The following is a 25,211-nucleotide window of genomic DNA, read 5'->3' as shown; positions in this document are numbered from 1 at the left end:
TACTGGAAAAGGAACTTATCTTATAAAGAAGATTAGGGGGAAAAATTATGAGTAAATTATTTAAAAAGTTGTTTAAATCTAATGTAATTAAGTGTTCAGAGGTAGCAGATGAATTGATAAAACTTATTAGAGAAGAGAGCGATAAGAAGTTGGCTGTTCTAAATTTAACTAATACTAGAGAATCAGATTTTGACTTTATCTTAAACTGTAGCTATTTCTTTAGCTATTTATTAGCCACTCGTAATAACGATATAAATATAAACTCAGCAGCTATAGAAAATATCACCCACAATTTTGCTACTTACATTGTAGATTATTATATAAAACAATATAACTTAAAAGGAGATACAGATGAATACTTAAATAAGCTATACAAAGAAACAAAAGCTTTGATTAATTTCTATGAAAATAGTAATGAAAAAAGAAAACTTAACTCTATTAAAAAAGTAGCTAAAAAGCTGATAGCTCCTTTGGAAGATAATAATTCTACTAAATCAGATCTACTATCAAATTTAATCATTCATAATATGACTTTATCTCAAGACTACTTACTAAATATCTCTCGTAGATACTCACTGGCTAATTAGAAATTTTGTGTTGTATTAAAATATGTTTATATAGATAAAACTAGTAAAAAATAAATTTATAATTTTTAAAAATCTATATTTTTCGGCTAAGTAATAATAAGACCTCTGCTTAAGCAGAGGTCTTATTATTTAATTTATTATTAAGCAGTCTTTTCTAAATTCTCTTTAACCTTTTTGATAATTTCAGCAGTTATCTCTGTAGTACTAGCATTACCACCTAAATCTCCAGTTAATACCTTACCTTCAGCCAGTATCGCTGCTACAGCTTCTTCAATTGCAGAAGCTGCTTCCTTTTCCCCTAAATGGTTTAACATCATGCAAGCAGATAACAATAACGCAATAGGATTTGCCTTATTTTCTCCTGCTATATCTGGAGCTGAACCATGAACAGCCTCAAAAACAGCAAGCTCATCATTTAAATTAGCACCTGGAGTCAATCCTAAACCTCCAATTAATCCAGCACAAAGATCTGAAACAATATCACCATAAAGGTTAGGTAATACCAATACATCATAGTTTTCAGGATATTGGACTAGCTGCATACACATATTATCAACGATCTTATTATCAAATTCAATTTCAGGGTAATCTTTAGCTACCTCTTCAGCAACAGCTTTAAATAATCCATCACTTAGCTTTAAGATATTTGCTTTATGTACAGCAGTTACCTTTTTACGATTATTCTCTTTAGCATACTCAAAGGCAGCTCTAACAATTCTCTCTGAAGCTTTACGAGTAATAATCTTAATACTCTCAGCAGCATCATCACCGACCATATGCTCAATTCCTGCATATAATCCTTCTGTATTCTCTCTAAAGATAACGACGTCTAGATTTTCAAACTTAGTTGGAGCACCCTTCATAGTCTTAGCCGGTCTTAGGTTGACATATAAATCTAACTTCTGTCTAATAGCAACATTTACACTTCTAAATCCACTACCTACAGGAGTAGTAATAGGTCCTTTTAAAGCAACCTTATTCTTCTTAACTGATTCTAATACCTCTTCAGGCAAAGGTGTCCCATATTGATCCATTACACCTTCTCCAGCATTGACTATCTCCCAATTAATCTTAACACCTGTTGCTTCTATAATTTCACGAATTGATTTAGTAATCTCTGGTCCAATTCCATCACCAGGTATCAAAGTTACATCATACATTAATCCTCACTCCTCACTACTTTTATTAATTTATTGTATAAACATGCATAAACTTACTCACTTAAGATGAAATTAAATTGGCATAAACAATCCCATCATTATTATACCTACTAATCAACTATTTGTCAATTAGACCTTGCCTAGATAGCTATTCAAGTCTTAACTCCCTGTATTTGCTTGATAATCTTTAATCAAAGAGAATAGTAGACTATATAAGCTATATAGCGCCTAAAATCATATATAGTTGTCAAAAAGTTAAAAATGTGATAGTATAATAACACTATACTTAATTTGTATTTATTCTTTAGAAAGTATATTTATAATTAAAGCGACTATATAATCAGTATATATTCATAAATAATTTTCATATATGTTAGGATTAAATCTAAGAGTTTAATGAAAAAAGAAGCAGAGTAGTAAAGGAGTTGTTATTATGTTAGAGAGAATAAATGAATGTCTATGCTTTTGTAATATTACAGAAGAGAGAATAAAAAAAGAGTACTCAGAGATAATGGTTACTTTATTTGATAAGGGTTATTTCCCAGGACTTAAAGGAATACCGATTGTTGAATCCAAGATTAGTAATATTGATGGAGAAGAAGGAGTACTTACTTTTAGAGGATATCCAGCAGAAGAATTAGCAGAACACTGTAGCTATGAAGATGTCTGCTACCTCTTACTTAAAGAAGATCTACCGACTAAAGAGCAAAGAGATGAGTTAAGAGAAGAGTTTCTTTGCTACAAAGATATAGATAGAAGCATAGCTAATTCAATTGCACATATGGATAAGAATTTACATCCTATGTATATGCTCAGCATTAGTGTACTATTGCTACAAGGTAGTGACCCAACATCTTTTAACATTAAAAACCAAAAAGAGAATATACAAAGGGCTATCCGCTTAATAGCAAAGCTACCTACATTAATTGGTGTATATAGAACCAAAGACCCTAACTTTGCTCAAGGAAAAGAATTTGATTCTTTTGCTCACTATGCTTTATATTGTCTTGATGAGAAATCAGCTAAAAATAAGGACTTAGTAGATATATTTGAACAGTTATTAATTTTACACGCTGATCATACTATTAATAATAGCACCTTCTCAGTAAGGGCTGTGGGATCTTCCCATGCAAGTATCTTTGCTTCGATCTCCTCAGCTATCAATTCACTATCAGGACCACTTCATGGTGGGGCTAATGAAAAGGTGATTAGAATGTTAGAAGAGATTGGCTCACCTGAAAATGTAGAGGCTTATATTGAAAATAAGATAGCTGAGAAAGAGAAGATAATGGGTATAGGTCATCGAGTTTATAAGACCTATGATCCTCGTGGAGTCTACTTTAAAAATCAATTATTGCCTAAAATCTTCAATGAAGATAATCCTTTTGGAATAGACAAGCATTTAGATAACTTATATAAGATTGCTCAAGGCGTTGAAGAGTTTGCTCTAAATAGGTTCGGCAATAAGGGTATCTACCCAAATGTAGATTTCTGGTCAGGATTGATTCTTAAAGCAATGAATATTGAGCCAAGTTACTTCACAACTATCTTTGCTTTAGGAAGAATTATGGGCTGGGCTGCTCATTGGCTAGAGAATATCGAATCAAAAAGTGCAATATTTAGACCAAAGCAATTATATAAAGGCTTAGACCTCAGACACATAAAAACAGATAAAAGAAGATAAAAATTAATAATAAAAGGCTGTCACCTAGGTGACAGCCTTTTATTATTATCCCTCTAATTTTTCCTTTAATATCTTATTAACCATTCCTGGATTTGCTTTTCCACGAGTAGCTTTCATCGTCTGACCAATGAAGAATCCAAATACATTCTTATTACCTCCACGGTAATCCTCTAAAGCACTTTGGTTATCAGCAATAACTTGATCGATAATCTTTTCTAATTCACTGGTATCACTGATCTGTTTTAGACCCTTCTCTTCCACAATTGTATCTGGGTTTTTACCTGTAGCAAACATCTCTTCAAAAACAGTCTTAGCAATCTTACTTGAGATTGTTCCTTCATCCATTAATTTTAGCATCTGAGCTAGATCTGCTGGCTTGAATTTAACCTCTGCAATTGTAATTGACTCTTCATTTAACAGTCTTGAGAAGTCACCCATTATCCAGTTACTGATAGCTTTAGCATCATTATGCTCTTTTACAACTGCTTCAAAGAAGTCAGCCATCTCTCTATCAGCAGTAATGACCATTGCATCATATTCTGGAATACCCAACTCTTCTACATATCTCTTCTGGCGAGCATCTGGCAGTTCAGGAAGACTATCTTCAATACCATCTACCCATTCTTGCTCTACAATAACAGGTACCAAATCTGGCTCAGGGAAGTAACGATAATCATGGGCCTCTTCTTTACTTCTCATTGGAATCGTCTTTCCTGCCTCATCATCCCAAGTCAGAGTACCTTGAATAATCTCTCCACCAGATTCTAAAACCTTAATCTGACGCTTTGGCTCATACTTTAAAGCTTTCTCGATAGCTTTAAAGGAGTTCATATTCTTCAGCTCTGTTCTAGTTCCCAATTCATCAGAACCTGTAGGAGCTACAGAGATATTGACATCTGCTCTCATCGATCCTTGAGACATATCACAATCAGAAACTCCAATATACTCTAAAATACTCTTAATCTTCTTTAGATAAGCAATAGCTTGTTCTGGGGAGTGAATATCTGGTTCACTTACAATCTCAATTAATGGAGTACCTACACGGTTATAATCCACCAAACTAGAGTCAGAGCTAGCTATACCTTCACCAGCATGATTTAATTTACCTGCATCCTCCTCTAAATGGATTCGAGTAATACCAATCTTCATCTCTGTCTCATCTTCAAGCTGAATCATAACATGTCCATCTTCACAGAAGGGTAGATCAAATTGAGATATCTGATAAGCCTTTGGTAAATCAGCATAAAAGTAATTCTTACGGTCAAATTTACTAAAGGTATTGATCTCACAATTTAAAGCAAGTCCTGCTTTCACTATGTATTCTACTGCTTTCTCATTTAAAACTGGTAATGTTCCTGGTAAGCCCAAACAGATTGGACAAGTGTGATGATTTGGTTCTGCTCCAAATTCATTCTTACAACCACAGAAAATCTTTGTATCTGTATCTAATTGAACGTGGATCTCTAATCCAACGGTCATCTCATATCCGTCTAACATTTATTACACCTCCGTTATTTTAGCTGTTAGCTGTCAGCTATTAGCAATCAGCTTAAAAATAATTATTGAATTTGCTAAAAGCTAAGAACTAGAACCTAGTAGCTAATTATAAACTAGCTTGCTTCTTATGGAAATCAGTTGCTTGTTCAAAGGCATGTGCAACCTGTAAAATCTTCTCTTCTCCAAAGTGATTACCCATAATTTGTAGTCCAATCGGTAATCCATTACTGTCTAATCCACAAGGCATAGACAATGCAGGGATACCTGCTAGGTTAATTGGTATAGTACAAATATCTGATAGATACATCTCTAATGGATCCTTTTTAGCCCCTGCTTTAAAGGAGGTAGTTGGAGTTGTTGGTGAAATTAAGACATCATACTTTTCAAAGGCTTTGTCAAAGTCTTGCTTAACCAAAGTTCTTACCTTCTGAGCCTTCTTATAATAAGCATCATAGTAACCAGAACTTAAAGCATAAGTTCCTAGCATGATTCTACGCTTAACCTCATCACCAAATCCTTCTTGGCGAGTATTTTTATACATCTCAACTAACCCTTTTGCCTCTTCACTTCTTAAACCATAACGGACCCCATCATAACGGGCTAAGTTAGAACTAGCTTCTGCTGGAGCAATTAGATAATATGCAGATAGTGCATAATCAGTATGGGGTAGTGATACCTCTTCATACTCTGCACCTAACTCTTCTAGCTTCTTGATTGCAGCCCAAACCGCATCTTTAACCTCTTGGTCGATTCCATCACCAAAGTATTCACTTGGTACACCTATCTTCATTCCTGCAATATCTTGATTTAAACTTGCTGTGTAATCTGGTACTTCTCTATTGGCAGAAGTAGAATCAAATTCATCATGACCAGCAATATAATTTAAAGCGATAGCACAATCGGTTATATCCTTTGAGAATGGACCAATCTGATCTAAAGAAGAAGCAAAGGCTACCAATCCATAACGAGAGACTAGTCCATAAGTTGGCTTTAATCCTACTACACCACAGAAAGCAGCAGGTTGTCTAATAGATCCTCCTGTATCTGAACCTAAAGAGATAATAGCCTCTCCCGCAGCTACTGCAGCAGCAGAACCACCACTAGAGCCTCCTGGTACCCTTGTTAAATCCCAAGGATTTGCTGTCTTACTAAATCCAGAATTTTCAGTAGAAGACCCCATCGCAAATTCATCCATATTGGTCTTACCTACCATAATGTAATCTTCTGCTACTAATTTCTTAATCACTGTAGCATCATAAGGTGGTTTATAATTATGCAATATTTGAGAAGCACAAGTAGTCTTAACCCCCTCAGTAGACATATTGTCTTTAATTGCAATTGGGATTCCTGCTAATGGAGCAATTTCTTCTCCATTAGCTATCTTCTCATCGACCTTATCAGCCTGCTTTAAAGCATCTTCCTTTGTTAAAGTTATGTAAGCTTTTACATCTTTTTCAACTGCTTCAATTCTATTATATATAGATTCTGTAATCTCTCTAGCAGTAACCTCTTTATTCACTAACTTCTCATGTAACTGATGAGCAGTTAATTGGTAAAGTTCCATATTATTTCCCTCCTTATTTTTAGCTTCTAGCTTTTGGCTAATAGCCAGCAGCTAATTAATCTACGATTTGTGGCACTTTGAACATGCCCTCATCCTTTTGAGGAGCGTTAGCTAAAACAGCTTCTCGGTCAAGCGAAGCTCTAACCTCATCTTTTCTAAATACATTCTGAATTGGTAGAGCATGAGCCGTTGGAGCTATATCCTCAGTATCAAGCTCATTTAATTTCTCAGCATGGTCTAAAATATCACTTAACTGATGAGCAAAGAGCTCTTTCTCATCTTCACTTACCTCTAATCTTGCTAAATGGGCAACCTTCTCAACAGTTTCCTTATTGATTTTCACTTTTTTCACATCCCTTCATTATATAGTAGACAGTTTATAGTATGATAGTTAATAGCCAAAAGCCCTTTTAACTATTAACTAGACTTGATTATTTAACTAATTATTCATTATATCACAAGGCACTACTCACTTCAATATTATAGAAAATTATTAAAACTCTAATATTCAAGTTTGGAAAAAGCATTGTCTAAATTATCATTTCTCTTCTTATACTCTTTCCAAGTAATATAGATCAACAAAGAGAATATGGGTAAGATCCCTATAGCCCATAGATTTCCTTGGAATAAGTATACCCAGTAGACTCTAAATAGATTGCCTCCATCTAAAAAAGAGGTTATATTACCTTTATATTGACTGATAACAATCCCCGCTTTATCTAGTAAATTGGTATAAGTACCTGCCATTGCAGAGGCTATATATAATTTACCAATTATAATAGGAATAAATGCAATAACAGCTCTGAATAAATTCCCTCTAGTTGCCACAACAACTAAAGTTACTGCACCTATCATATTTGGTAGGTCAGCAAGGGGAATAAATCTTATCCCAGGTAATAAGACCGCAAGTATTAACGCAATTGGCATCAAAATAATCCCCGATACAATAACTGCTGGATAGCCAATTAAAACAGCCAAATCCATACCAATCCGAGCATCCTCCATACTAGGGAATTTATCGAGCAGATAATTTTTAGCCCCTGTTGATATAGGTATTAAACCCTCTCCTAAAATTCCAGCCATTCTAGGTAATATAAATACAACAGCTGCAATATTGATAGCTAAATCGGCTACTTCCTTTAAATCATAGCCAGCAATAACACCTAACCCTATTCCTAATAATAGACCAATAAACATCGGTTCACCAAAAAAGCCTAATCTTTTTTGTATATGCTCAGGGTTACCATTAATCCGATTTATTTTGGGTATCCTTTCGATTACTTTATCTGTAACTAAGGCAATTGGATAATATGCTGTCGCAGATAAAGTACTGATAGAAATTCCTTTAATACCTGAAAATTCTTCTGTAGCTTCAGCACTCCAATCTGCTAGCTTTATAGTTATGATCATACAGGTAATGCTAGAGATTATTGAGAGGGTCAGATCTTCTGACATAGCATAAACCAACTGTCCTGTAAAGAGAAAATGCCAAAAATTCCAGATATCAATATTAAAGGTATTGGTTAATTTCAACCACAACATAATTATATTGATAACAATAAAAACAACCATCAAGATCGGTGCAATCTTAAATGACCAGGCTGCTGCAGCTAAAGGAGGCCAACCTACATCTAAAACAGTCAAATCACTCCCTGTCTGCTCAACTACTTGCTCAATTACAGGAGCAATCTTAGCCACAAAATGATCTAAGGTCATAAAGATACCAATAAATCCTATACCTAAAGTCAATGCATGCTTCATCGCCTGCTTAATTGGTATCTGTATAATTAAACTGACAATAAACATAACAATAGGTAGCATAACATAAACCTCAAGATTCAAAATATAATTCATAATAGTATCGAGCATGAAATTATTCCTTTCTTCTATATAAATTTACACATTGTACTTAATAGAAATAATATTAATCAATATGAATAGTAAAACAATTTTGAGTTAACAGTTTACCGTTGACGGTTGACAGTCAAAATCAAAATCCTTCTGAAGACCATTCTTGAATAAAACCTATCTTGCTCTTTAAACTCATAGGATAGTTGAAAACTCAAATATGATTTTTTGAACTTGGTCTTAACTGTCAACGGTCAACTAATAAAAAATATCACACTAACTATTATACTACTCTTCACCTTCAACAATAGTTACTTTGTTAATGACATCACCTTGTCTAATATCATCTATTACTTCAAGACCTTCTACTACCTTGCCAAAGCAAGTATGCTTTCTATCTAAGTGCTGAGTATTCTCTCTACCATGGCAGATAAAGAATTGTGACCCGCCTGTATTTCTTCCAGCATGAGCCATCGATAATACTCCTCGATCATGATATTGATTATCTCCATCTAATTCACAATTGATAGTATATCCAGGCCCTCCTGTTCCAGTTCCCTTAGGGCACCCACCTTGAATTACAAAATTAGGGATTACTCGATGGAAGGTTAATCCATCATAAAAGCCTTCCTCAGCTAGTTTACAGAAGTTGTCTACTGTATTTGGGGCATCCTGCTCATAAAATTCAATCTTCATTGTTCCTTTCTCTGTTTCCATGATTGCTTGTCTCATTATAATTCCTCCTTATTATTTAATTAATTTCATCTATAAAATTACTCTTTATTATACTATTCCAAGAGATTTAATGTCAAAATTTAAGTAAAATAAGTAGATTTAAATTATTTACTGTTTTATACTTCCATTATTAAGATATAATATACTTACTCATATTTGATATAGCACATAGAAATCAACTACACTTCTTTTTTCAAAAAATTAAAATTTTCTATACTTAAACTCAATTTCGAGGATAAAAATAAAATTTTATTCTAAATTAATTATACTCTCTTCCTATGGCATATTCCTCTAAAATTTAATTAATTAAATTTTAGATATATAATAAACCAATTTATCTAGCTATAGCTAGATAAATTGGTTCTTAAATCAAAAACAATTTAAAAATTATATACTAATGGAATAAATATATCTCTTACATCTAAATCTTCTTTTCTGATTTTAACTTTAAAAGAATTACCTACCTTTGATACCATTCCTTTTGGTAATGATTCCTTAATAATAGTTAAAGAATGTTCACCAAGAGGAATATTTTCAAAATAGAACTCACCTCTCTTATCTGTATAGATTGTCTTTTCATTTAGTGTAAATCCAATCCATTGTAATGGTTCTTCATCTCCATCTTTTTTTCCATTAGCATTTTTATCTATAAATACCATTCCAGAAACAGAACCATTCATAGTAAGTCCATAATTGAAAGCCATATTTTCATTCTTTTTAACCCTAATTACCTTTTCTTTAGTAACAGGAGTATAATCAGCATCTAATGAATTAAAATCAAAGTTCAAAGTATATATACCTGGCATAGTAAGGTTAAAGATAAATTGACCATCTTCAAAAGTCGTCGCTCGAAGATTATCTAAAATCATATCTATTCCCGAAAGTCTCTTTTCACCTTCATCCATTTTTTTATTATTATTTTCATCTAAATAAACATGTCCCACCACAGATGAAATATGATTATTATCTTTAAATTCTTGATTGAATTTATTTCCTTTAGCAAAACCAAAAGCATGAGTTATAGAAATTTTAGCAAAATATTCAGAAATTTGGTTGACAATATCATATACTTTTCCTACACTAAATTTTATCTCTCTTTTAGACTCTAACCTCTTCTTAATATCTAATTGTATATTATCTCTTTGCCTTCTATCTAACTCTTTTGGAATAAGTCTTTCTATATCTAAAGAAACCTCACCAGCCCCATCTTCAAAGAAGCGCGTTATTCCTAAAGAATAAGACCTATAATCTAGACTATTTACCGAACTATTGTTAGTTATACCCAAATCAATAATATTATCACTATTTATATAATAATGAGTATTAAATTTCAATTCTTCTGAAGCTTTTTTAAAAGAATCAAACTTTTTTTCTCCTTCCAAACTATGTCTAATAGAACAGGATAATTTGTCATTTGGACTCAATTTGAGTTTAGATTCTGTTTGAGCCTCTACATCAATAAATCTACCTTGACTATCATATAATTTTCCACTTCCTTCAATACTATTTGTTATAACTAAAGAATCTGATATTTTCTTATAAAAATCAGTCCTCAATTTTAATTTATTATAACTTATCTCCTTATCATCAAAAGATATCTTCTTGTCAAATATACTTAATTCACCATCACCCCTAAAACCATCACTAGTTTTACTTTTACCTACAGTTAATCTATATATATCTTTAACGACTATTTTCTTGTCATCACTAAAATCTTGATCAATAGAATCTTCTTGTTCAGCTGATAGAGTTATTTTAGTTAAACTTCGCCAATTCTTTTGATGTTCAAAAGAAATTTCAGCCTTTCTATTCTTTTCCAAGTCAGTGAATAAATTAGGATAATAACAAGTAAGCAAAGAATTTACACTCCATTCAGAAGAAAAATCCCAAACACTGATTAACTTAACTCCCTTTCCTGTATTATCATAAATCTCTTCATTGACTTTATCAGGAAGGTAAAAATAAGTTCCTTCAACATATCCTGAATCTAAACAATATAGTAAAGAACTCACACCCCCCTGCTCAAAATTACTTTTATTTCCTAGTAGATACCAGTCTAAATCCATAACCATATTTTTCCCCATTCTAAAAGCTATGCCCAAATCAGAACTTGATAACAATTTTTCCCCATAATTATAATCTTCTCTTACTATAGCTTCCCAATTAACACTTATGTTTTCTGATAAAGCAATATCTTTTCTCCAACCAATCATCTTTCCTTCCCAATCATCATGATCGTCTTCTTTATATGAAGCAATTGCAAATTCAAAATTTCTAGTACCTTCTTCATAGATTTTTGGACTGGCTGCTACTCTTTTTACTCTCTCTATTTGTTCACCATTAGGCTTTTCAATTACTACCTTTAAGGTATTTATTTTATTTTTCTTTAAATAAATATGTTCAAAAGTATAAAGATTATCTGATAAGACTTTAAGGTAATTATACTTTTCTTCGTTTACATATAAAGTAACAACATCGCCTTCTTCTGCTTTTCCAGTAATAGATGTATAAGCTAAAACTCGACTCATCTTCTTATCTGAATTTCTATAATACAGTCCTCGTAAAGACTTATCACCTATGGCTTTAAAGCTATCAGATTGTGAATCTCCCAGTATAATAAATTTTTTATTTTCTTTGTAAATAGCTTTAATAAAGTCCAATTCAAATTCTTTATTATTATAAAAATCTATATTACTCTCTCCTCCTAAGGAGATTGCCCAATCTTTAATCCTTCCATGAACATTTAATTTGTTTTCATTAATAAACTTCTCTATTCCATTCTCATTTTTTCGATATTCCCATCCTGTCTCATATTGGATAGAACCTAGAGAAAAATCTGGACCTTCAATTATCTCTTGCACTTTCTCTTCCTCTTTTATAGCTTTATCCTTCTCTTCTCTTTCATTCTCTTTTAAATCATCTTCTTTTGCAAAATAATCACCTGTTAAAGTTAATTCTTGATATCTTGAATTCCAATCTAATTCTATTTCAAAAAGATATTCTAAGACCTTAGAAGAAACAAAAAAATCTCCTGCTAAAACTATTGGGGCTTCCCTTGACCACTCGTCATGCTCCAAATACTTTTTATTCTCTAAATCTATCCTTAATTCTGTTTTATTTGCTGAATTTATTACTACCAACATATTATTTTCTCGATAAAAATTTATTTTCATTTTGAAATAGGAGGTTAACATATTTAAAGGCAAAAGAATATAATCTTCTTCAGAACTTTCATCATATAGTAATAACAATTCAAAAAAAGGATCCTCACAAATTACCTTCTCATGACTAGATATTTTTAAAAGAACAATATTCGTCTCCAAATCTAAATCTTCTTTAGCATAAATAAAGAGAGAAAAAAAAGAAAAGAGAACTATTAGAAATATAATTTTTAACAAATATATTCTTTTTATAAGCAATTCCCTCCCTATCCTTTGAACTAGTTTATTTTAAATGGTATAGTATAATTAGCCTTTTTAGCTGTTCCGTGAAATTCAAAACTTAACAACATCTTGTAGCTTCCTGATTTTAAATCTTGTTTTATAGGAAAGGTAACTCCTCTTTTAAATCCTGGCAATATTACTTGCTCTGTAAATTTATTTTCATTAACTAAAGCTCCCTTTTCATCTATAATTTTATAAGAAATAATATATCTTATATGAGCATTTCCTTGATTATTTAAAGATAAAACCCCTAATTTCTTTTTCTGTCTATCTTTAGGTATATAAACCTTAGCACCTAATAATTTAAACTCAGATTTTGCAGTAGTTGGTGCCAAATAAATAGTCGTTCCTATCTGAGTAACCACATTAGCACCTGTAGTCTTTTCTATTAAACCTGTTTCTTCTTCAAAGAATACTATCCCCCTTCTCTCTATGTTTATATCCTTAGGTGCACTAATAGTGAATCTAACTACTTGAGTTTTCCCAGGCTTGAGTTTAAATCTGCGTGGGTTAAATTTAATTAGCCCATCTAAAGTCTCTGGTCTGCTTCCAGCTATAGTAGCATTAAGTCCATCATTATCATCTAAAGTCCAATCATATAGGATTGCTTTAACCTCTGTTTCTTTCTCACTTTTATTTGTAACTTTAATAGTTCCTGTTGTTCTATCACCAGGTTCTACATATAAAATAATTCTAGCCGGCTCTATATGAGTAATAGCCATTACCCTCTCACTATAAGTAAAAAAAATAAAAACAGATAAAAAAATCAAAAGAGATATTTTTAGTTTACTGTACTTCTTCATTACTACTCTCTCCTCCATTAAAATTAATCATCCAATTTTTTATAATATTTTATTCAAAAGGGGTTGATGTATAAATACATCAACCCCTCTATATAACTAAAAGTTATTTTTCAATTGATTATTTTTACATACTGACAGTTCTAAAAATTACTTTACCTACATAACTTCCATGAGTTGTAGTACGAGTATATGGAACTCTAAATTGATGATATACAGTCATTTCTGTAGTAGCAGCTATATTATCTGCAATTATAACTGGAGCAGTCGTTGCTTCATCAAAAGTTATAGTACCTCCCCAGCTAGCTCCTTCATCAAAACTACTTCTCATATCTAAAGGAAGAATTTGACCTGTGTTATCTGTAGCACTTAACCCAGTGGATTCTACTTCATATTTATAATTGTCATTTCCATAAATATCGACCTTGAACAAGTCGCAAGCTTGAATATATACATTATCACCTGGTTCTATTTCCGCATTCTTTCCATGACCTAAAGCCTTCCAATCACCATCAACAAATCCACCCATTTCATTATCGAATTCCATGTTTGTTCCATAAGAACTGCTTTTTGCAATAGCATCTGGACCAAAGCTTTGCCCTTTAAGGGATTTTGTATTACCTGCCACCTTTAGTTCAAGATAGCATGGAATATAAGCTTCAGCAGTAACTTCTATTTCTACGTTTTGATCATCATCATTTTCTTTTTTATTTGTATCTAAATGCTCTGCATCTCTGTTAATACTAGCTAAATTAATTGCTTCTCCAGAAGTCCATTCAATTCCATCAAGCTTTTCCTCTGCCATAGAATAACCAGAACCATACTCTGCCCAAAAAGCATCTTCATCAAATGCAAAAGCGGAAATACTCATAGTTAAGACAAAAAGAGTTGCTAAAGATAAAACTAATAATCTTTTCATAATTATCTTTGCCTCCTTAAAATTTTTAATTAAATGAGAGATAGAAATTGATTGGAAAAGAAATATTACCTGCTTTTATCTTTGTGAAGTTTTCAATGCTCATAGAAAAGGGCATATTAATCCAATAACCATCCCCTCTCACAGTCTCAGTTCCTATGACAATTAAGGTAGGATTTTTCTTAAAAAACGTACCATCATTATTGATAATACTATAATGATCTGAATTAGGCATAACTTGAATCTTTAATGATCTATTAGTTAAAGATTTAGCTTCAACTAATTTTGGATTAATATTGGCACAAAGCTTCCAAGGAACATTAGATGCAATCTTTATAGAGGCCCCTCCTACACTATATATCTTCTTACTATCAATTTTTACTCTATCTATTATAACCTTATCTCGTCCCTCAACTTTTGTAATTCTTAGCCATGGATTAATCTTAAATTCTACTTCTCTTTCTATAATGGTTGGATAATCCCTCCCTTTAATGTCTAGCGCTTTAATTATTAACCTAGCTTTATACCTACCAGGCAAATCTGTATTTAAAGCAGTAAAACTTAAAGGTAGAATAAAAGAGCCTAATCCATCTTTAGGTAAATCATTTAAGTCAACTTTAATTGCTTTTTTGCTTCTTAAAGAGACTCTCTGATTTTTTGTTTTTAATTTTAACCTATTAGCTGAAATACTTTCGATCCTATCAGTTCTATAAAATTTATCCTCTAAATATATTTCTAGTAATCTTATATTTTCTTCATCAATGGATAGTCTACATAGGAGATTACTAGTAATATTAGTTTTAGGAGTAAATTCTCCAAAATCTAGAGACAAATTTGCTTCAACTTTTTCAGTAAATAAAACCAATATTATAAATACTATTATAACTGAAGATATAAACTTCAATTTCTTTTCCTCATCCTTAAAAATTTTCTCACCCCCTTATCAAAAATTCAATAATTTATCTCTCTAATAAATTATAACAATTAAATCTCTATTAAATTTCTATTAGAACTCGTTTAAAACTCGTTTTTGAACTTTCTTAAAAGTTTTTTGCTTAAAAAAACAATCCTTGGAATAATTAGCCGAATTTTAAGGTAACAAACCTAAAAAAAAGAGCTCATTCATCCCCTAAGACAAACATAAGAGGATCTGAGCATTTCCTATACAAAATTATAAAATTTTCATTGTGCTTTTTCTTTAGATATTTCCTCCCATTCTATTTTTGGGTCTTCCTCAATTCTGCTCAATGAAGATATTTTAAATAACCTCTGCGAAATTACAGTATTACATTCAATAGGAGTACCATGCAAAAGAACATATATACTACAAGAATTCCATTTTGCAATAACATCTACTGATCTAAGATTTTTACTAAGCTCTACTATAAATTTTTCTAATAATTCAGAATTTAATACATTATCAAAACTTATCTTTAATATAGTAAATGGATTTCCCCCCCTAAATATTTTTTGTTTTTCTAAATTATATATTTTTCTAAAAATTTTGGGGTTACATATCATAGCTCCAAACACTAAATTATCCATATTTTCTTCTAAATTTACATCATCCTGAGCAGTTGATGTGCCCATATTATAACTAATAATTTTTTTGTACTCAGCTTCTAACCTATTATAAGATGATAAACCTAGCTCCTTCTGCAATATCTTTTTATACCTCTTATATAAAGCAACAACCTCTGAAACTCTATTTTCCCTACCCAATATCTGCATAAATAATATATACAGTTCTTCTCTATAAGGTTCTTCTTGTATACCATATTTCAAATAATTAATAGCTTTTTCATTTTGGTCCCCTTTAATAAGCATCTTAACTAATAATATAACCATATCTAACATAATTTGTCTATAATGGGTTCGTTGCATATCCATCAAATCATCATATAAACAATTTTCCATAAAATCTCCTCTATAAAGGTTAAGAGCCCAACTAAGTTCATCTATAGATTGATTTAATTCTTCCTTAGAATAGTTAGGCCAGTTCTTATTAAACTTATATTTGTCATAAATATCAGAAAATTCTCTCCAATCAAACCAATAATTTTTATTTTTATTCAAAACATAACCTTCTGGTAATTTTATTATATAGCTCTCTGAGTCATCAGAATCTAATATCTTTCGAAGTTTATAAACCGTATCGTATAATCTAGGTTTACCATACTGTTCATCACACTCTGGCCATAATTTATCTATCAATCTTTCAATACTAATGTGTTTAGGAAATTCAATTGACAGACATTTAAATAATGCCAGTGATTTTCTTTCCTTCCAATTACCTCCATCTAATCTTTTTCCTTCAATCTCTATGTAAAAGGGACCCAGAGCATATATTTTCAAATTATTTTTTAACATCAAATTTTTCTCCCTTCTTGCAATTATTTCAGTAAACATTTAGCTTATTCTTACTATAGGTTCGTGAATCTAGAATGAAATTTAACCATGACGCTATATAGAGGTATTAAGACACTTTTGTTGTTAGGTAGATAGGTGGGTAGATGGTTAGGAACTGCCTAACTACCTAACTACCTAAATTTCTAACTCCTGACCACCAAAGAAAAGGTGTCGCAATATATCCATTAAGTTTCATTTTCAATTCACGAATCTATAGGAACGAGGAATCCTCGTGAGTTCGCTCCGAGGAGCGTCAAAAACAACTAAATTAAATTTTTTTAAATAAATACTCTATCTAATTTTTTCGATACAACGCTACTGATGGTATTATATCACTCCAAATACAATTATAACGTTACAACTTTATATTAAACAACACTAATTACAATTACAACCTATTATGTAATTAAATTTCAAAATAATTTTTATGAATAATATATTAAATCAAATTTAACTCTTTATTAAAAATTCTAAGTTAATATAAATAAAGCCCCGAACTACATTATAATGTAGTTCGGGGCTTTAAGATTACCCTCCTATTAACTCTTTAAATTCTGATTCATTTAAAATAGTAACTCCTAACTCTTGAGCTTTATCATATTTAGAACCAGGATTATCACCTACCACTACATAATCTGTATTCTTACTGACCGAGCTGGTGACCCTGCCTCCTAAGCTAGTAATGGCTTCTTTGGCTTCTTTACGGGTAAATTCCTGTAGAGTACCAGTTACAACTATCTTCTTCCCTTCTAATATTTTTTTTACATTAGAAGTTTGAGACTCTAGATTGACCCCTGCTTCTCTTAACTTATCGAGTATCTTCAAGTTCTGTTCTTGTTGAAAATAGGTCACAATACTTTGAGCAATCTTGGGACCAATCTCGTTGATTTCTGACAGCTCATCTTCACTTACCTGAGTAATAGCCTCGATATCCTGATAGTTTTGGGCCAATACTTGCCCCACCCTGCTACCTACATGGCGAATTCCTAAGCCAAATAATAATTGGGCTAAGGAGTTATTCTTGCTCTTCTCTAAGGCATCAATCACATTCTGGCTGGATTTTTCACCCATTCTCTCTAAATTCATTAGCTCTTCTTTCTTTAGATAATATAAATCCCCTACATCACCTATTAATTCATTATCTAATAGTTGTTCTATCAAGGAAGGTCCTACTCCTTCAATATTCATAGCATTTCTTTGGACAAAGTGAATAATCTCTTCTTTTAATTGAGCAGGGCAGGCTCCACCAGTACAGCTGATTACAGCCTCTCCTTCTAAACGAACTGCTTCTGCTCCACAGACAGGACATTCTTTAGGAATAACAAACTTCTCTTCTTGACCTGTCCTCTTCTCTGGCAAGACTTTAACCACCTTTGGTATTATATCTCCACCCTTTTCTATAATTGCCTTGTCACCAATTCTAATATCCTTCTCATTAATATAATCTTGATTATGTAAAGTAGCCCGACTAACTACTGAGCCATCTAAGTAAATCGGCTCTAAGATAGCCGTTGGATTCAATGATCCTGTTCTTCCTACTGTAATCTCAATATCCTTGATTGTGGTCTCTTTTTGTTGAGCAGGAAACTTATAAGCAATTGCCCAACGGGGGTGTTTAGCTGTACTGCCTAACCTTTGGCGTAAAGCTAAATCATCCACTTTAATTACGATTCCATCAATCTCATAATTTAATTCATCCCTCTTTTGGGTCCAATACTGGCAATATTCAATTACCTCATCAATACTAGCACATATTCTCCATTCAGAATTTACCTTAAAATTCAATTCTTTAAGGTAAGTTAATCTTTCACTATGTAAGCTAAACTCTTCCCCCTCTAGATAAGCACTATCATAGATGAAGATATCTAAAGGACGTTTGGCTGCTATCTGAGGGTCAAGCTGGCGCAAAGTTCCTGCTGCTGCATTACGAGGGTTAGCAAACTCTTCTTGCTCAGCTTCCTTTCTATTCTGATTTAATTGAATGAATTTATCTTTAGGGAAGTAGACCTCACCTCTTACTTCTAAATCAATCTCTTTATCTAATTTTAAAGGAATACTCTTAATGGTCTTGATATTATGGGTAACATCTTCACCAATGCGACCATTACCTCTGGTAGCTCCTTGGGCTAAGCTACCACCTTCATAGACCAAAGAAGCCGATAAGCCATCTATCTTTAATTCAGCCACATATTGAATCTCTTGCTCAACATCTTTTCTTATCCTCTGCTCAAAATCTCTTAACTCTTCTTCTGAAAAGACCTTGTCCAAGCTCAATAGAGGGACTTGATGCTCTACCTTTCTAAATTCATCGATAGGCTCTCCTCCTACCCTCTGTGTCGGTGAATCAGGAGTAATTAACTCTGGATGTTCTTCCTCTAGTTTCGATAACTCTTGCATCAGCTTATCATATTCTATATCACTAATCTTAGGTTTATCTAAGACAAAGTAATAATAATCATGCTTATGTATCTTTTCACGTAATTCTTCAATTCTTTTCTTTATATCTTCCATGTGAATCCTCCCTGCTCTAAAAATCATAGCTTTTTGCTAGTAAGTAACTAAGTTTGAATTTTTAAATATGACTTTATATAGAGATATTACGACACTTTAACCTCAGTGTATAGTGTAAAGTTGATAGTGGATAGTTAAGTTCAAAACCTTAGAACATAAAGAGTTTAATGGTTTAACTATCCACTATACACTATCCCTACGAGTTTAAAGAACAAAACTCTTCGTGTAAAAACCACTATCAACTAGAACGAAAGTGTCCCATTATCTCTTTTAAGTTTCACTTTATTATATCATAATTTCTAAATAAGCATACCTCATACTATATTTTACTTAGTTATTAGTATTAAAAATCCTCTATAAATTTAATATAATAAGCTAAAAATTCAGCCAAGAAACCTTGCCAATGAGCAGCTAACTATCTGTAAGATAATGGAATTTCTTTGCAACTCCCTCTTCTTTATAGTATAATATATGATGGTCTTTTAAAATTTATAATTTAAAATTTCTTACCCAAGCCTAATTGGCCAAGGAGGTAATAGCATGAAAATAATTATTGTTGGTGGCGGTAAAAAAGGATATCAACTGGCAAAATATTGCCATAAATTTGGACATCAAGTTACAGTTATTGAATCCGATAAAAAGAAGGTTAGTAAATTAAAGAATGAATTAGAAGTTGACGTTATCTTGGGTGATGGAACTCAAAGAAAATTTCTAGAGAAGGCTAAAGCTGATGAAGCTGATACAGTTGTTGCTGTTACTAGCAATGACCAAGACAACCTAGTAATCTGCCAATTAGCTGAAAGGCAGTTTAATGTTCCAAAAACATTGACCTTGGTAAATAATCCAGGTAATGAAAAGCTCTTTGAATGGTTAGGTGTAAATCAGGTCATTAGTTCAACCTCACTGATGCTGGGACTAATTCAAGAGGAGATAGCTATTAAGGAGACCTCAAAATTATGGGCTGATAGTATTAAAGACTTGAAGATGCATTATATCCAAGTAGATGAAAACTCTCCTATTCAGGACTCAATGGTAAAGGATATTAAACTCCCTGATGAGGCTATTTTAATCACAATCCTACGAGGAGATGAAGCAATTGTTCCCCGTGGCAATACTGTAATTAAGGCTAATGATACTGTTATTGCTTTAGCAGATCCTGAAATTAAAGAGAAACTCTTAGAGATAATGGCAGGCACAGAAAAAGAAAGAGCCTGCTAATACAAAAGGAACCTTAAATTTAAGGTTCCTTTTTAATATAAAATTATTCTATGCAAAGTAATCAGATAATACAGGGATAATCTGTTTCTTTCTAGACAATACACCAGCTAGATAGACTTCATTCTCCCCAGCATCTACATCAAAGGCTCCAGCTACAATTTCCTTAGCTTCAGCATTATAAGTCAATAGAGTACCTTCAGCCATAATATCTGTTATCATCAATAACAATGCTCTATAACCTTCTGCTTCAACTAGCTCTTTAATAGCAGCTAAAATCTCTTCTTTCTTAGCAGCATCAACCTCATCTAAGCCCATAATCTCAATTTGCCCTACTGCAATCTTATCTCCAGCAAATTCATACTCCTTATAATCATTCTGTACCAACTCTTTAGCAGATAACATATTTACTACAGAACCAGCTTGGAACAACTCTTTTCCATACTCTTCAATATCTACTCCTAGCTGTTTAGCTAACTGTTTAACAATCACCTTGTCCTCTTTAGTACAAGTAGGTGACTTAAAGATTACTGTATCAGATAGAATTGCAGATAATAATAATCCAGCCATAGAATCACTGATCTCTACATTATTTTCTTTGTATAACTTAGTAACAATTGTACTTGTGCAACCTACTGGCTCATTTCTAAAATAGATTGGATTCCCAGTAGAGATACCACCAATACGGTGATGATCAACTACACCAACTATTTCGGCTTCTTCAATCCCAGGGATTGCTTGACTTAATTCATTATGGTCTACTAAAAATACTTGCTCACCTTCAGATACCCTCTCTACTAGCTTAGGTGCTTTTACACCAAACTTATCTAAAACAAACTCTGTTTCTGCATTGATCTTACCACATCTGATTGCTTCTACATCTTCCCCTAACTCTTTTCTTAAATTGGCAAGAGTAATCGCTGCACAGATAGAATCTGTATCAGGATTCTGATGCCCTACAACATAAATAGACATTTAAATTCCCCCTTTTATTTAATTAATAATTCAATTTATATAGCAACTTATCTCGCAACGAATCTCACTAATTTACGCGAATTTGAACTAGAACAATTTAAAATATTAATCTATATATAAACCGATAAAGATTTCATATTATTTATTTAAAATTTAAATATTCATAATTATTTAAGAACTTAAATTCAAAAGAAATTATTAGACGCAGACTTACGCAGACAAAAGCGGACTAAAACAAAAACAATAAAAATTTAATTAATTTAAGTCAGATTTTAGTCTGTGTCAAAAAATATGTTGACTTTAATTTGCTGTTAAGTAAATTTAAATTCTTTTTCATGTTATATATATCTAGTCTTTAATTCGTATGATTCGTGTTAATTCGCTGCAAAAAATATTTTAAACTATTTTCATTTTCTATATGATTTAAAATTATTTATGCAGTTTTTATTGTAAATTGTACATTATACATTGTCAATTATAATTTGGTCAACTTACCATATTGGGTGGCTAACTCTTTAATACCTTCATTGGGAAAAGCAATGGTTGCTTTCTCCAAGCCACTGTCCATAGCTACTGTAATTATAGTACCTTTACCCCATTTCTGATGGAGTACTCTATCCCCAGCACTAAAGTTGCCAGTTTCAACACTCTTAGTTTCCTCTTTAACTACCGCCTTTACCTTATTACCCTTCTTCCCTTCCTTTAAACCAAAGAGAGTCTTAGGAATTTCACTAATAAAGCGGGAAGGAGCATTATATTGAGATTTACCATAAACCATCCGATAGGTAGCATGGGTTAAGTACAATAATTTCTCTGCCCTTGTAATTCCTACATAACATAGCCTTCTCTCTTCTTCAATCTCTGCTTCACTATTCATAGACATACTATGAGGAAATAATCCTTCTTCCATTCCTGCCAAAAATACTATAGGAAACTCTAATCCCTTGGCACTATGTAAGGTCATCAAGACTACAGCTTCAGCATCCTTATCTAAATTATCCACATCAGCAATCAAAGCTACCTCTTCTAAATAGTCGCCTAGCTTTGCAGCTGTATCCTCTTTATTGAACTCCTTCATATCTGTTAAGAGTTCCGTAATATTTTCGATTCTACTCTCTGCTTCAAGGGTTTTTTCTAATTTAAGCTCTTCTAAATAGCCTGTCTTATCTAAGACTTTCTCTGTCAAAGCCAGCACAGATAATTCTTCTGCCTCAGCTCTAAACTGACTTATCATCTCACCAAAACTTCTCACTCTAGAAATAGCTCTTGAACCAAGGGTATCAACCTTATCAGCCTGATAAACAGCTTCCAATAAGCTGATTTCTTCTTTTAAAGCATAGTCCTGTAAGCGTCCAATAGTAGTATTACCAATCCCCCGTTTTGGTACATTAATAATCCGCTCTAAACTGATATCATCATCAGGGTTATAGATAAGTCGTAGATAAGCTAAAATATCCTTAATCTCTTTGCGGTCATAGAACTTCAATCCCCCAATTATTCTATAAGGAATCTCCTTTCTAATCAAGGCTTGCTCTAGACTTCTTGACTGGGCATTGGTACGATATAAAATCGAAAAGTCATTAAAACTATAATCATCTCTTTCCTTTAATCTACTGATCTCATTAGCTATATAATCTGCTTCTTCTTGTCCATTTGAGGCTTTATATAACTTTAAATCTTGACCTTCATCATTCTCAGTCCATAATTTCTTATCTTTTCTATCTATATTATTGCTGACAACACCAAAGGCAGCCTCTAAAATCTTTTTAGTAGAACGATAATTCTGTTCAAGCTTAATCACTTTAGTATTTGGATAATCATTTTCAAAGCTTAAAATATTACTAATATCTGCTCCTCTAAAACCATAAATCCCTTGGTCATCATCACCAACAACACAGATATTTTTATTTTTTTCTGCCAATAGATTTATCAATTTATATTGGGCGTGATTTACATCCTGATACTCGTCAACTAATATGTACTTAAAACGTTCTTGATAATGTTCTAAAACTAGAGGATACTCTTGAAATAACTCTACAGTCTTCATAATTAAATCATCAAAATCTAAAGCATTATTCTCCTTTAACTTCTTCTGATATAATTCATAGACCTGTCTAACTATCTCTTCAAAATAGTTATTACTCTCATAGTTTTTGGGTGAAATCAATTGGTTCTTAGCACTACTAATCATCCCTAATATTGCTCTAGGGTTGAACTTCTTAGTATCTATATTTAACTCTTTTAAAATATTTTTAATTAAGGTTCTTTGATCACTGCTATCAAAGATAACAAAATTCGTATTATAGCCTAGTTTATTTATCTCTCTTCTTAAAATTCGTACACAGATAGAATGGAAGGTGCTCATCCAAATTCCTTTACTATCTGTAGAAATCAGATTCTCAATTCTCTCCTTCATCTCCCCTGCTGCTTTATTAGTAAAGGTAACAGCTAAAATATTATAAGGAGAAACACCGTATTCATAAATTAAATGAGCAATCCGATGGGTCAATACTCTAGTCTTACCAGAGCCCGCCCCTGCTAAAATCAACAAAGGACCTTGGTGATGTTTAACAGCTTTCTTCTGCTCAGGGTTTAGCCCTTTTAAAGTATCCATTTAAATCCTCCTAACCGACTTAGGATGTATTATTATCATGATTAATTTACTCTAACATTATATATGAAAATTTATTCCTTGTCTAATCTAAGACGGATAAAGTAGACTAAGCTCATAAATTTAGTTAGATTTGAATATAGAATAAGAAACAATAGGGATATTGTGACACTTTCGATATTAGGTGGGTAAGTGGTTTGGTAGTGGGTCAAACCTAACTACCCAACTACCAAAGAACAAACTGTCGCATTACCTATCTATTATCTCATTTTACCCCTATCACAAATACATTAATTTAGTAAAAAACCAACCTCTCTTCATTACTAGTTATATTCAAATTTCCACTTTCATACTCTTTACAAAGGGAGTGATAAGATGAAAAAATTAATTCTTATATTAGTGTCTTTTATCTTAATCGTTGCTTTTATTATTGGGGGGACTGTCGGGACAGTCATTAAGTTTAAAGCAACAGCCCATTCAGAGGAAAAGTTCTTTCTTCCCAAAGTAACTTTAAGAGATTTAAAAGATAATAAAATCAAGTTTGATAAGATTAATAAATCTACTATATTATTATTCTGGTTACCACAATCTAAAAGCTGCCAGCAACAGTTTGAAAATCTAAAGATACTAAAGGAAGAATATAATGATAATTTGAATATATTGGCTATTAATATAGGTCAAATAGATAGAGAAGTGATGGAGAAGATAAATATAGAGCTCCAAGAAGATATCCCTATAGTAATTGATGATAAAGCTGAACTGACTGAACAGTTGCAAATTACCAATATTCCTACTCTAGTATTTTATAATCCTGCTAAGAAAGCAAAGACTATTATCGGCTTAAAAGAAGAAAAAGAGCTAAAAAAGTTAATTAAGAATTATTTTCCCACTTTAACAGTTAAATAAATCTATATAAACAAAAAAGTAAGTTGGACAGTTTGTCCAACTTACTTTTATAAGTAACCGTTTCAGAAATATTAAGCAGTTTCTTGACTTTTTTCTGACATTTCTGATAAACATTCACTACAAACAACTTTTCCTTTAAAATCTAATGTATCTCCTGCATTTCCACAGAATGTACAAGCTGGTTCGTATTTTTTGAATATAATCTTATCATCGTCTACATAAATTTCTAATGGGTCTTTAGTATCAATTCCTAAAGTTCTTCTTAATTCAATTGGGATTACCATTCTACCTAAATTATCTACTTTTCTAACAATTCCTGTTGATTTCATCAATAAATTCCTCCTTATATT

Annotated in this window: 19 protein-coding genes; 4 read left to right on the top strand and 15 right to left on the bottom strand. The window is 32.2% G+C overall.

Annotated features, from left to right (window positions below):
• The first annotated feature begins 47 nt into the window (after positions 1–47).
• The gene (locus tag BX659_RS04130; RefSeq protein ID WP_097017082.1) at positions 48–587 is read left to right on the top strand and encodes a hypothetical protein; all 540 of its coding nucleotides are present in this window, start codon (positions 48–50) and stop codon (positions 585–587) included.
• Positions 588–727: 140 nt separating this feature from the next.
• On the opposite strand, the gene BX659_RS04125 is transcribed toward BX659_RS04130, so the two are convergent.
• The gene (locus BX659_RS04125; RefSeq protein ID WP_097017083.1) at positions 728–1,747 is read right to left on the bottom strand and encodes an isocitrate dehydrogenase (NAD(+)); all 1,020 of its coding nucleotides are present in this window, start codon (positions 1,745–1,747) and stop codon (positions 728–730) included.
• 433 nt (positions 1,748–2,180) lie between these two features.
• Here BX659_RS04125 and BX659_RS04120 point away from each other — a divergent pair, with 433 nt between their 5' ends.
• Positions 2,181–3,431 carry a citrate/2-methylcitrate synthase gene (locus tag BX659_RS04120; RefSeq protein ID WP_097017084.1) on the top strand — a complete coding sequence of 417 codons (1,251 nt, stop codon included), beginning with the start codon at positions 2,181–2,183 and terminating at the stop codon, positions 3,429–3,431.
• A 45-nt stretch (positions 3,432–3,476) separates the two neighbouring features.
• On the opposite strand, the gene gatB is transcribed toward BX659_RS04120, so the two are convergent.
• The 11 genes from gatB to ligA all read right to left on the bottom strand — a co-directional run bounded on the left by gatB (position 3,477) and on the right by ligA (position 19,154).
• Positions 3,477–4,928 carry an Asp-tRNA(Asn)/Glu-tRNA(Gln) amidotransferase subunit GatB gene (gene gatB, locus BX659_RS04115; protein WP_097017085.1) on the bottom strand — a complete coding sequence of 484 codons (1,452 nt, stop codon included), beginning with the start codon at positions 4,926–4,928 and terminating at the stop codon, positions 3,477–3,479.
• 106 nt (positions 4,929–5,034) lie between these two features.
• Positions 5,035–6,492 (bottom strand): Asp-tRNA(Asn)/Glu-tRNA(Gln) amidotransferase subunit GatA, encoded by a 1,458-nt coding sequence (gene gatA, locus BX659_RS04110; protein WP_097017086.1) that lies wholly within the window; start codon positions 6,490–6,492, stop codon positions 5,035–5,037.
• A 55-nt stretch (positions 6,493–6,547) separates the two neighbouring features.
• Entirely contained in the window at positions 6,548–6,835 is a 288-nt protein-coding gene (gene gatC, locus BX659_RS04105) for an Asp-tRNA(Asn)/Glu-tRNA(Gln) amidotransferase subunit GatC (protein WP_097017087.1), read from the bottom strand.
• A gap of 158 nt (positions 6,836–6,993) precedes the next feature.
• Complete coding sequence (locus BX659_RS04100; protein WP_219884422.1) at positions 6,994–8,346, bottom strand: PTS galactitol transporter subunit IIC; 1,353 nt, start codon at positions 8,344–8,346, stop codon at positions 6,994–6,996.
• Positions 8,347–8,628: 282 nt separating this feature from the next.
• Positions 8,629–9,072, bottom strand: a complete 444-nt coding sequence (locus tag BX659_RS04095; RefSeq protein ID WP_097017089.1) for a peptidylprolyl isomerase — start codon at positions 9,070–9,072, stop codon at positions 8,629–8,631.
• A 383-nt stretch (positions 9,073–9,455) separates the two neighbouring features.
• The gene (locus tag BX659_RS04090; RefSeq protein WP_097017090.1) at positions 9,456–12,473 is read right to left on the bottom strand and encodes a hypothetical protein; all 3,018 of its coding nucleotides are present in this window, start codon (positions 12,471–12,473) and stop codon (positions 9,456–9,458) included.
• Between the two features lie 41 nt (positions 12,474–12,514).
• Entirely contained in the window at positions 12,515–13,321 is an 807-nt protein-coding gene (locus BX659_RS04085) for a hypothetical protein (RefSeq protein ID WP_097017091.1), read from the bottom strand.
• A gap of 124 nt (positions 13,322–13,445) precedes the next feature.
• Positions 13,446–14,237 (bottom strand): hypothetical protein, encoded by a 792-nt coding sequence (locus tag BX659_RS04080; RefSeq protein WP_097017092.1) that lies wholly within the window; start codon positions 14,235–14,237, stop codon positions 13,446–13,448.
• A gap of 25 nt (positions 14,238–14,262) precedes the next feature.
• Positions 14,263–15,138: a hypothetical protein gene (locus tag BX659_RS04075; protein ID WP_097017093.1), complete on the bottom strand. Its 876-nt coding sequence runs from the start codon at positions 15,136–15,138 to the stop codon at positions 14,263–14,265.
• A 278-nt stretch (positions 15,139–15,416) separates the two neighbouring features.
• Positions 15,417–16,604, bottom strand: coding sequence for a BTAD domain-containing putative transcriptional regulator (locus BX659_RS04070; RefSeq protein ID WP_172431844.1), 1,188 nt, complete (start codon positions 16,602–16,604; stop codon positions 15,417–15,419).
• A gap of 567 nt (positions 16,605–17,171) precedes the next feature.
• Positions 17,172–19,154: an NAD-dependent DNA ligase LigA gene (gene ligA / locus BX659_RS04065; RefSeq protein WP_097017095.1), complete on the bottom strand. Its 1,983-nt coding sequence runs from the start codon at positions 19,152–19,154 to the stop codon at positions 17,172–17,174.
• A gap of 540 nt (positions 19,155–19,694) precedes the next feature.
• On the opposite strand from ligA, the gene BX659_RS04060 reads away from it, so the two are divergent.
• Positions 19,695–20,372, top strand: coding sequence for a potassium channel family protein (locus BX659_RS04060; RefSeq protein WP_097017096.1), 678 nt, complete (start codon positions 19,695–19,697; stop codon positions 20,370–20,372).
• A gap of 48 nt (positions 20,373–20,420) precedes the next feature.
• Here BX659_RS04060 and BX659_RS04055 read toward each other — a convergent pair whose 3' ends face one another.
• Positions 20,421–21,344, bottom strand: coding sequence for a manganese-dependent inorganic pyrophosphatase (locus BX659_RS04055; protein ID WP_097017097.1), 924 nt, complete (start codon positions 21,342–21,344; stop codon positions 20,421–20,423).
• A gap of 475 nt (positions 21,345–21,819) precedes the next feature.
• Complete coding sequence (pcrA, locus tag BX659_RS04050; RefSeq protein ID WP_097017098.1) at positions 21,820–23,958, bottom strand: DNA helicase PcrA; 2,139 nt, start codon at positions 23,956–23,958, stop codon at positions 21,820–21,822.
• A 372-nt stretch (positions 23,959–24,330) separates the two neighbouring features.
• On the opposite strand from pcrA, the gene BX659_RS04045 reads away from it, so the two are divergent.
• The gene (locus BX659_RS04045; RefSeq protein WP_097017099.1) at positions 24,331–24,861 is read left to right on the top strand and encodes a thioredoxin-like domain-containing protein; all 531 of its coding nucleotides are present in this window, start codon (positions 24,331–24,333) and stop codon (positions 24,859–24,861) included.
• A gap of 71 nt (positions 24,862–24,932) precedes the next feature.
• Here the strand turns inward: BX659_RS04045 and BX659_RS04040 are convergent, their stop codons facing one another.
• Positions 24,933–25,190, bottom strand: a complete 258-nt coding sequence (locus BX659_RS04040; RefSeq protein ID WP_097017100.1) for an AbrB/MazE/SpoVT family DNA-binding domain-containing protein — start codon at positions 25,188–25,190, stop codon at positions 24,933–24,935.
• Positions 25,191–25,211 lie beyond the last annotated feature (21 nt).

It is taken from the genome of Orenia metallireducens, from assembly GCF_003001995.1.
In the GTDB taxonomy this organism is placed as follows: domain Bacteria; phylum Bacillota; class Halanaerobiia; order Halobacteroidales; family Halobacteroidaceae; genus Orenia; species Orenia metallireducens_B.
The sequence above is the reverse complement of the archived record's forward strand: the minus strand, read 5'-3'. Positions and strand labels throughout refer to the sequence as shown.

Excerpts from the sequence above, each read along its gene's own strand:
- BX659_RS04080 (WP_097017092.1), bottom strand. The coding sequence starts at position 14,237 with ATGAAAAGATTATTAGTTTTATCTTTAGCAACTCTTTTTGTCTTAACT.
- BX659_RS04130 (WP_097017082.1), top strand. The coding sequence starts at position 48 with ATGAGTAAATTATTTAAAAAGTTGTTTAAATCTAATGTAATTAAGTGT.
- gatA (WP_097017086.1), bottom strand. The coding sequence starts at position 6,492 with ATGGAACTTTACCAATTAACTGCTCATCAGTTACATGAGAAGTTAGTG.
- BX659_RS04085 (WP_097017091.1), bottom strand. The coding sequence starts at position 13,321 with ATGAAGAAGTACAGTAAACTAAAAATATCTCTTTTGATTTTTTTATCT.
- BX659_RS04045 (WP_097017099.1), top strand. The coding sequence starts at position 24,331 with ATGAAAAAATTAATTCTTATATTAGTGTCTTTTATCTTAATCGTTGCT.
- BX659_RS04125 (WP_097017083.1), bottom strand. The coding sequence starts at position 1,747 with ATGTATGATGTAACTTTGATACCTGGTGATGGAATTGGACCAGAGATT.
- BX659_RS04070 (WP_172431844.1), bottom strand. The coding sequence starts at position 16,604 with ATGTTAAAAAATAATTTGAAAATATATGCTCTGGGTCCCTTTTACATA.
- BX659_RS04120 (WP_097017084.1), top strand. The coding sequence starts at position 2,181 with ATGTTAGAGAGAATAAATGAATGTCTATGCTTTTGTAATATTACAGAA.
- ligA (WP_097017095.1), bottom strand. The coding sequence starts at position 19,154 with ATGGAAGATATAAAGAAAAGAATTGAAGAATTACGTGAAAAGATACAT.
- BX659_RS04095 (WP_097017089.1), bottom strand. The coding sequence starts at position 9,072 with ATGAGACAAGCAATCATGGAAACAGAGAAAGGAACAATGAAGATTGAA.
- BX659_RS04060 (WP_097017096.1), top strand. The coding sequence starts at position 19,695 with ATGAAAATAATTATTGTTGGTGGCGGTAAAAAAGGATATCAACTGGCA.
- pcrA (WP_097017098.1), bottom strand. The coding sequence starts at position 23,958 with ATGGATACTTTAAAAGGGCTAAACCCTGAGCAGAAGAAAGCTGTTAAA.
- BX659_RS04100 (WP_219884422.1), bottom strand. The coding sequence starts at position 8,346 with ATGAATTATATTTTGAATCTTGAGGTTTATGTTATGCTACCTATTGTT.
- BX659_RS04040 (WP_097017100.1), bottom strand. The coding sequence starts at position 25,190 with ATGAAATCAACAGGAATTGTTAGAAAAGTAGATAATTTAGGTAGAATG.
- BX659_RS04055 (WP_097017097.1), bottom strand. The coding sequence starts at position 21,344 with ATGTCTATTTATGTTGTAGGGCATCAGAATCCTGATACAGATTCTATC.
- gatB (WP_097017085.1), bottom strand. The coding sequence starts at position 4,928 with ATGTTAGACGGATATGAGATGACCGTTGGATTAGAGATCCACGTTCAA.